The sequence below is a fragment of the Sphingomonas sp. AX6 genome (assembly GCF_902506605.1).
Classification (GTDB): Bacteria; Pseudomonadota; Alphaproteobacteria; order Sphingomonadales; family Sphingomonadaceae; genus Sphingomonas.
In genome coordinates this window covers 3010163-3016405 of the sequence record NZ_LR733979.1, presented here as the reverse complement: position 1 = coordinate 3016405, position 6243 = coordinate 3010163, and the positions used below count along the sequence as shown (strand labels likewise).

Below are 6243 nucleotides of genomic sequence, written 5' to 3'. Positions count from 1 at the left end.
TGGAGGGCGGCGGTATTGTTGGTCGCGATATATCCCGGCGCGATGGCGTTGACGTTGATGCCCTTTGCGGCCCATTCGCAGGCGAGCAGCTTGGTCAGCCCGCCAATCCCCGATTTGGACGCGGTATAGCTGGGCACGCGGATGCCGCCCTGGAAGGTCAGCATCGAGGCGATGTTGATGATCTTGCCCGAGCCTTGCGGGATCATTTTCTTCGCGGCTGCCTGGCAGAGGAAGAACACGGATTTGAGGTTGGTATCGATCACCGCGTCCCAGTCTTCCTCGGTAAACTCGACCGCATCGGCGCGGCGGATGATCCCGGCATTGTTGACCAGGATGTCGATCCGGCCAAGCTTGTCCACAGTCTCGTCCACAACCCTGTCCACAGGCTCAATGGTGGACAGGTCAGCCGAGACGATCTCCGCCCGGCGTCCGAGCGCGCGCACCTTGTCGGCGGTCTCGGTCGCCGCCGTGCGGCCGACCAGCGCGACATCCGCGCCCGCTTGTGCGAGTGCCAGCGCGATGCCCTGGCCGATGCCGGTGTTCGCACCGGTGACGACCGCAACGCGGCCTGTGAGATCGAAGGGGTTCATGGCATCCTCATCCTAATGAGCCCCTCCCCTTCAGGGGAGGGGTCGGGGGTGGGGCGGTGCCGCAAGCACATTGCTCGTGGAGAGGCCCCACCCCAACCCCTCCCCTGAAGGGGAGGGGCTTTTCGGGCTCAAGCCAATTGGCAGATGTCGAGCACATTCATATCGGTATAATCCTGGTTCTCACCCGCCATCGCCCAGATGAAGGCATAGGATTTGGTGCCCGCACCCATATGGATCGACCAGGGGGGGGAGATCACCGCTTCCTCGTTGCCCATGACGATGTGCCGGGTCGCTTCGCCTTCGCCCATGAAGTGCATCACCCGGTCCTGCTCAAGATTGTCGAGCTCGAAGTAGAAATAAATTTCCGAGCGCCGCTCATGGATATGCGGCGGCATGGTGTTCCACACGCTTCCGGGCTTGAGCACGGTCAGGCCCATCACCAACTGCGCGCTGTCGCACACGCCGGGAATGACGAGCTGAAAGATCGTCCGCTCGTTGCTTTCTTCAAGACTGCCGCGCTCGAGCGCATTGGCGTCGGAGATACCGAGCTTCCTGGTCTTGAACCCCTGATGCGCGGGCTTTCGTGCTGGTCGTAAAGAGGCAAGCGCCTAGCGGATCGGGGGGCGGGGGGAAACCATGTTGTGTGTGGGAAGCCTCCTCCTTCGTCACCCCGGCCGAAGTGCCGGGGTCCACCAAGCCGCTTGCAAGTCGTTGTGATCCGAGGACATCGCGCATGCCGCCTGGTGAACCCCGGAACAAGTCCGGGGTGACGATTTAATAGCGAGCAGTTGGGGAATCTCCCAAAGCGTTGCCGCCGCGGCTTGCGCCGCCTATGCCAGCCGCACAAATCCTTCGCGCATCAGGAGAATGGCGAGTGAAGTTTGCGTTTCGGCGTCCGGTGGCGCGTGCTCTGACCCTGGCGGCTGCGCTGCTTGTCTCGACCTCCGCCCTCGCACAGGGCGTGGTCGATAATGTGAAGGGCTTGGCGCTCGACGCCAATGGCCAGGTGGTGCGCTTTACCGGCATCCTCGTCGACGAGCAGGGCAAGGTCACCGAACTGCTGGGCGAACGCGACCGGCGGCCGCGGCGACCGACCTGGCGGGCCGATATGCAGGGCCGCGTGCTGATCCCCGGCATGGTCGATGGGCATGGGCATGTCATGGACCTTGGCTTTCGCACGCTGTCGCTCGATCTCTCCGACACGCGCAGCCTCCAGGAAGCGCAGGCTAGAATCGCCGAATATGCGCGCGCCAATCCGGGGCGGCCCTGGATCATCGGTGGCGGGTGGAACCAGGAGGCATGGGGGCTGGGTCGCTTTCCGACCGCCGCCGATCTCGACGCGATCATTCCCAACCAGCCGGTGTGGCTGCAGCGCGCCGACGGCCACGCAGCCTGGGCGAACAGCGCGGCGTTGAAGGCGGCGGGGGTAACCGCGGCGTCCAAATCGCCCTCTGGTGGCCGGATCGAGACGCTGCCGAACGGCCAGCCTTCGGGCGTGTTCATCGACGCGGCGATGGCGCTGGTTGAAGGTAGCGTGCCGAAGCCCACGCCGCGCGATCGCAATTCGGCGTTCCTTCGCGCGCAGGACATGCTGCTGGAACAGGGCATCACCGCGACCGCCGACATGGGCACGACGCTGGAGGATTGGAACACCTATCGCCGGATGGCGGACCTCAATCTGCTCAAAATCCGCATCATGTCCTATGCCAACAGCGTCGACACCGCGCTTGCCGTGGGCGGGCATGGGCCGACGCCGTGGCTCTACTGGGACAAGCTGCGGATGGGCGGGATCAAGATGTATCTCGACGGTGCGCTGGGATCGCGCGGGGCGTGGCTGAAGGCGCCTTATGCCGATGCGCCGCAGGAAACCGGGCTGGGCTTCATCCCCGATGAGCGGCTGTGGAATCTGATGAGCCGGGGCGCGATGGACGGGTTCCAGTTCGCGATTCATGCGATCGGCGACCGCGCCAACCGTCAGGCGATCGACGCGATCGCGCAAATGGCGGAAACCTATGACGGCGATCGGCGCTGGCGGATCGAACATGCGCAGATCATCGACACGACCGACCTCCCGAGCTTCCGTAGCTTCGGGATTATCGCGTCGATGCAGCCGGTCCACCAGACGTCGGACCGCGAGATGGCCGAAGCACGGCTGGGGCCGAACCGGCTGGGCGGTGCCTATGCGTGGCGGACGCTGTTGGGACAGGGAACGCGGCTGGCGTTCGGCAGCGATTATCCGGTCGAAAGCGCCAATCCGTTCGTCGGCTGGGCGGCGGCGTTCACGCGCACCGATGCAACCGGGCAGCCGGTCGGTGGCTGGCGTCCGCAGGAAGCGCTGACGCGGGAGCAGGCGTGGAAGGCGTTTACGACGGATGCAGCCTATGCCGGGTTTGCGGAGAAGAAATTCGGGACGCTGGCCCCGGGCATGCAGGCGGATTTCATCATCGTCGATCGCGATCCGCTGGCGGCGACGCCGGAACAATTGCGGCAGACTCAGGTGCTGGAGACGTGGATCGGCGGGCGGCCGATGTTCCAGCGGGGCAAGGCTCAGGTGGATCCGGCGGCAAGGGAAGCGACGCAGGAGCGGGGGCGGTAGGTTACCGCCTTTGCCAAAACCATCGCGTCACCCCGGACTTGTTCCGGGGTCCACCAAGCCGTTTGGGAGCCTTAAGAGCCTCTTGGTTTTCGCTTGCCGCGCGGTGGACCCCGGCACTTCGGCCGGGGTGACGAAGGTTGGGGGTACGTTTAGTCCCAAACCAAATGCGTCATGCCAGCGCAGGCTGGCATATCCTGCCGGATGTACATGCTGCTTGATACCCCTGCTTTCGCAGGTGTGACGACATCACACCAAAAAGAAAGGCCGCGGCTCCCTTTCGGAAACCGCGGCCGCTTTACGCCCCCGCGTAGAAGCTGTGGTTCAGGCGACTGCCGCCTCTGGCAGCGTCACCTCGTCGGGATCGCGCAGCACGTAGCCGCGGCCCCAGACGGTCTCGATATAGTTTTCGCCCTCGGTCGCCATCGACAGCTTCTTGCGAAGCTTGCAGATGAACACGTCGATGATCTTGAGTTCGGGTTCGTCCATCCCGCCATATAGGTGGTTGAGGAACATTTCCTTGGTCAGCGTGGTGCCTTTGCGCAGCGAAAGCAGCTCGAGCATCGCATATTCCTTGCCGGTCAGATGGACGCGGGCGCCATCGACTTCGACCGTCTTCGCATCGAGATTGACCGCCAGCTTGCCGGTCTTGATGACCGACTGGCTATGGCCCTTCGAACGGCGGACGACGGCATGGATGCGCGCGACCAGCTCTTCGCGGTGGAACGGCTTGGTTACGTAGTCGTCGGCACCGAAGCCGAACGAGCGGACCTTGCTGTCCATTTCGTTGATGCCCGACAGGATCAGCACCGGCGTCTGAACCCGCGCGACGCGCAGCTTCTTCAGCACATCGTAACCGTGCATGTCCGGCAGGTTCAAATCGAGGCAGATGATGTCGTAGTCATAGAGCTTGCCGAGGTCCAATCCCTCTTCGCCCAGATCGGTGGTGTATACGTTGAATCCCTCGGTCGAGAGCATCAGCTCGATCGCCTTGGCAGTCGTCGGTTCGTCTTCGATCAGCAGCACGCGCATGGCAGTCCCCCGGTCCCCTTGGCAGACCCGACCCCCTGTGGCCTTCCTGCTCATGGACGATTCATTAACCTAACCCCGTCTGAAGGCAAAAGGTTAATTTCTTCCTAACCAGCCTGACTCCACGAGTCGCGAGTGGCGCGGTTAGCCGGAAGCCGGACAGATCGAGCGAAATGCCCTGGCGAAATGGTCGATCAGCGCCTCCACTCTTGCGGGGCGCAGCGTGCCGGGCGGGGTCAGCAGGTGAAGCGAGACGGGGCGCGAGGTCCATTCGGGGAGGATCGCCTCCAACGATCCGTCGGCGAGTTCGTCATGAATGATGAATTCGGGAAGGTAAGCGACACCCAGTCCCGCGATCAGCGCGGGCATCATCGCGTCGCCATTATCGGTGCGAAGCGGACCCGATAGCCGAACCGCGGCTTCCTCTCCACCCGGCCCGGTAAAGCGCCACAGGTCGGGATTGGCCAGGTTGGTATAGGCGAAGCAGCGATGATGGCCGAGGTCAGCCGGGTGCCGCGGGCGGCCATGTGCGTCGAGATAGGCGGGCGATGCGACCAGATGCGCGCGGATCGGCGACAAGGTGCGCGCGCGCAAGCTGCTGTCGGGCAAATCGGCGATGCGCAGCGCGATGTCGATGCGATCGGCAACGATATCGACCTTCGCGTCCGACAAGGTGAGGTCGATTTCGACATCGGGATTGGCGGTGAGAAAGTCGGCGACGGCGACGCCGACATGGCGGATGCCGAAGGTGAGGGGGGCGGCAACGCGGATACGACCCGAAAGCGCGCCCGCACTGTCTCGCGCGGCTTCCTCCGCGGCTTCCGCCTCGGCAAGGATACGCTGGGCGCGTTCGTGCAGGGTCTGCCCGGCTTCGGTCAGGGTGATGCGGCGCGAGGTACGGTGGAACAGGTCGGTGCCGAGCCGCTGTTCAAGCCGCTTGATCGCTTTCGACACAGTGGCTTTCGACACGCCGGTCGCGGTAGCGGCTTCGCTGAACGAGCGATGCTCGACGACGCGGGCGAACAGCGCCCAGGCTTCGAAATCGGGAAGGTTCATGCGCAGTCTCCAGCATCCCTTCAGCCGTTTGTTTCGAGCGAAGTCGAGAAACGCGTCCAGAGCGCTTAGCTCACGTTTCTCGACTTCGCTCGAAACAAACGGGTTAGTTAGCGCGGGGATAGTATCAGGCAATTGGATCGAAACAATCCGTTTCCAACGTTTCCGTTTACGCGACGAAACGATTTCCTATCTTGGAGGCAACATCAAACAGGAGTTCTCGTCATGATCGAGAAACGTGAATTCAAATCGTTGGGCCATGCCGATCATGGGTGGCTGAACGCGCGGCATCATTTCAGCTTTGCCAATTACTATGACCCGGCCCGCATGGGCTGGGGCGCGATTCGCGTGTGGAACGACGACGAGATCGCCGCGAACAGCGGTTTCCCGCCGCATCCGCACCGCGACATGGAGATCATCACCTATGTCCGATCCGGAGCGATCACCCATCAGGATTCGATGGGTAATCAGGGCCGCACCGGCGCGGGCGATGTTCAGGTGATGTCGGCAGGGACGGGCGTTCGTCACGCCGAATATAATCTGGAGTCCGAGCAGACCACGTTGTTCCAGATATGGATCGAGCCCAAGCGGACTGGCGGTTCGCCATCCTGGGGCGCCAAGCCATTCCCCAAGGGCGAGCGGTCGGGCAAGTTCGTGACGCTGGCCAGTGGTTTCGCCGAGGATGGCGATGCGCTGCCCATCCGTGCCGATGCGCGGGTGATGGGCGCGACGCTGAAGGCCGGCGAAAGCGTCGATTATGCAGTGGGCGATGGGCGTCACGTCTATCTGGTCCCTGCGACCGGTGCGCTCGACATCGACGGCGTGCGTTTCGATGCTCGCGACGGTGCGGCGTTGAAGGGCGGTCAGACGGTGAAGATCACCGCGATCGACGAAGCCGAAATCGTGCTGGTGGATTCGGAGTAAAGTCCCGACCGCCTCTCTCCCAAATTTCGTCATGCCAGCGCAGGCTGGCATTTC

The 6243-nt window shown here is 63.2% G+C and carries 5 protein-coding genes and 1 pseudogene; 2 read left to right on the top strand and 4 right to left on the bottom strand.

Translation table 11 applies throughout. The features are described 5' to 3' along the window. On the bottom strand, positions 1-590 hold a 590-nt coding region (locus tag ENHY17A_RS14655), incomplete at its 3' end, for an SDR family NAD(P)-dependent oxidoreductase (RefSeq protein ID WP_159713918.1). 128 nt (positions 591-718) lie between these two features. Then, positions 719-1168 (bottom strand): annotated as a pseudogene (locus tag ENHY17A_RS14650) (5-deoxy-glucuronate isomerase); the annotation flags it as partial. A 296-nt stretch (positions 1169-1464) separates the two neighbouring features. On the opposite strand from ENHY17A_RS14650, the gene ENHY17A_RS14645 reads away from it, so the two are divergent. Then, on the top strand, positions 1465-3186 hold the full coding sequence (locus tag ENHY17A_RS14645; RefSeq protein ID WP_443018301.1) for an amidohydrolase: 1722 nt from the start codon (positions 1465-1467) through the stop codon (positions 3184-3186). A gap of 321 nt (positions 3187-3507) precedes the next feature. Here the strand turns inward: ENHY17A_RS14645 and ctrA are convergent, their stop codons facing one another. Next, the gene (gene ctrA / locus ENHY17A_RS14640; protein ID WP_159713914.1) at positions 3508-4215 is read right to left on the bottom strand and encodes a response regulator transcription factor CtrA; all 708 of its coding nucleotides are present in this window, start codon (positions 4213-4215) and stop codon (positions 3508-3510) included. Positions 4216-4356: 141 nt separating this feature from the next. Beyond that, the gene (locus ENHY17A_RS14635; RefSeq protein WP_159713912.1) at positions 4357-5268 is read right to left on the bottom strand and encodes a LysR family transcriptional regulator; all 912 of its coding nucleotides are present in this window, start codon (positions 5266-5268) and stop codon (positions 4357-4359) included. Between the two features lie 222 nt (positions 5269-5490). On the opposite strand from ENHY17A_RS14635, the gene ENHY17A_RS14630 reads away from it, so the two are divergent. Next, positions 5491-6189, top strand: a complete 699-nt coding sequence (locus ENHY17A_RS14630) for a pirin family protein (RefSeq protein ID WP_159713910.1) — start codon at positions 5491-5493, stop codon at positions 6187-6189. Positions 6190-6243 lie beyond the last annotated feature (54 nt).

Coding starts and splice junctions, on each gene's coding strand:
- ctrA (WP_159713914.1), bottom strand. CDS start 4,215: ATGCGCGTGCTGCTGATCGAAGACGAACCGACGACTGCCAAGGCGATC.
- ENHY17A_RS14635 (WP_159713912.1), bottom strand. CDS start 5,268: ATGAACCTTCCCGATTTCGAAGCCTGGGCGCTGTTCGCCCGCGTCGTC.
- ENHY17A_RS14630 (WP_159713910.1), top strand. CDS start 5,491: ATGATCGAGAAACGTGAATTCAAATCGTTGGGCCATGCCGATCATGGG.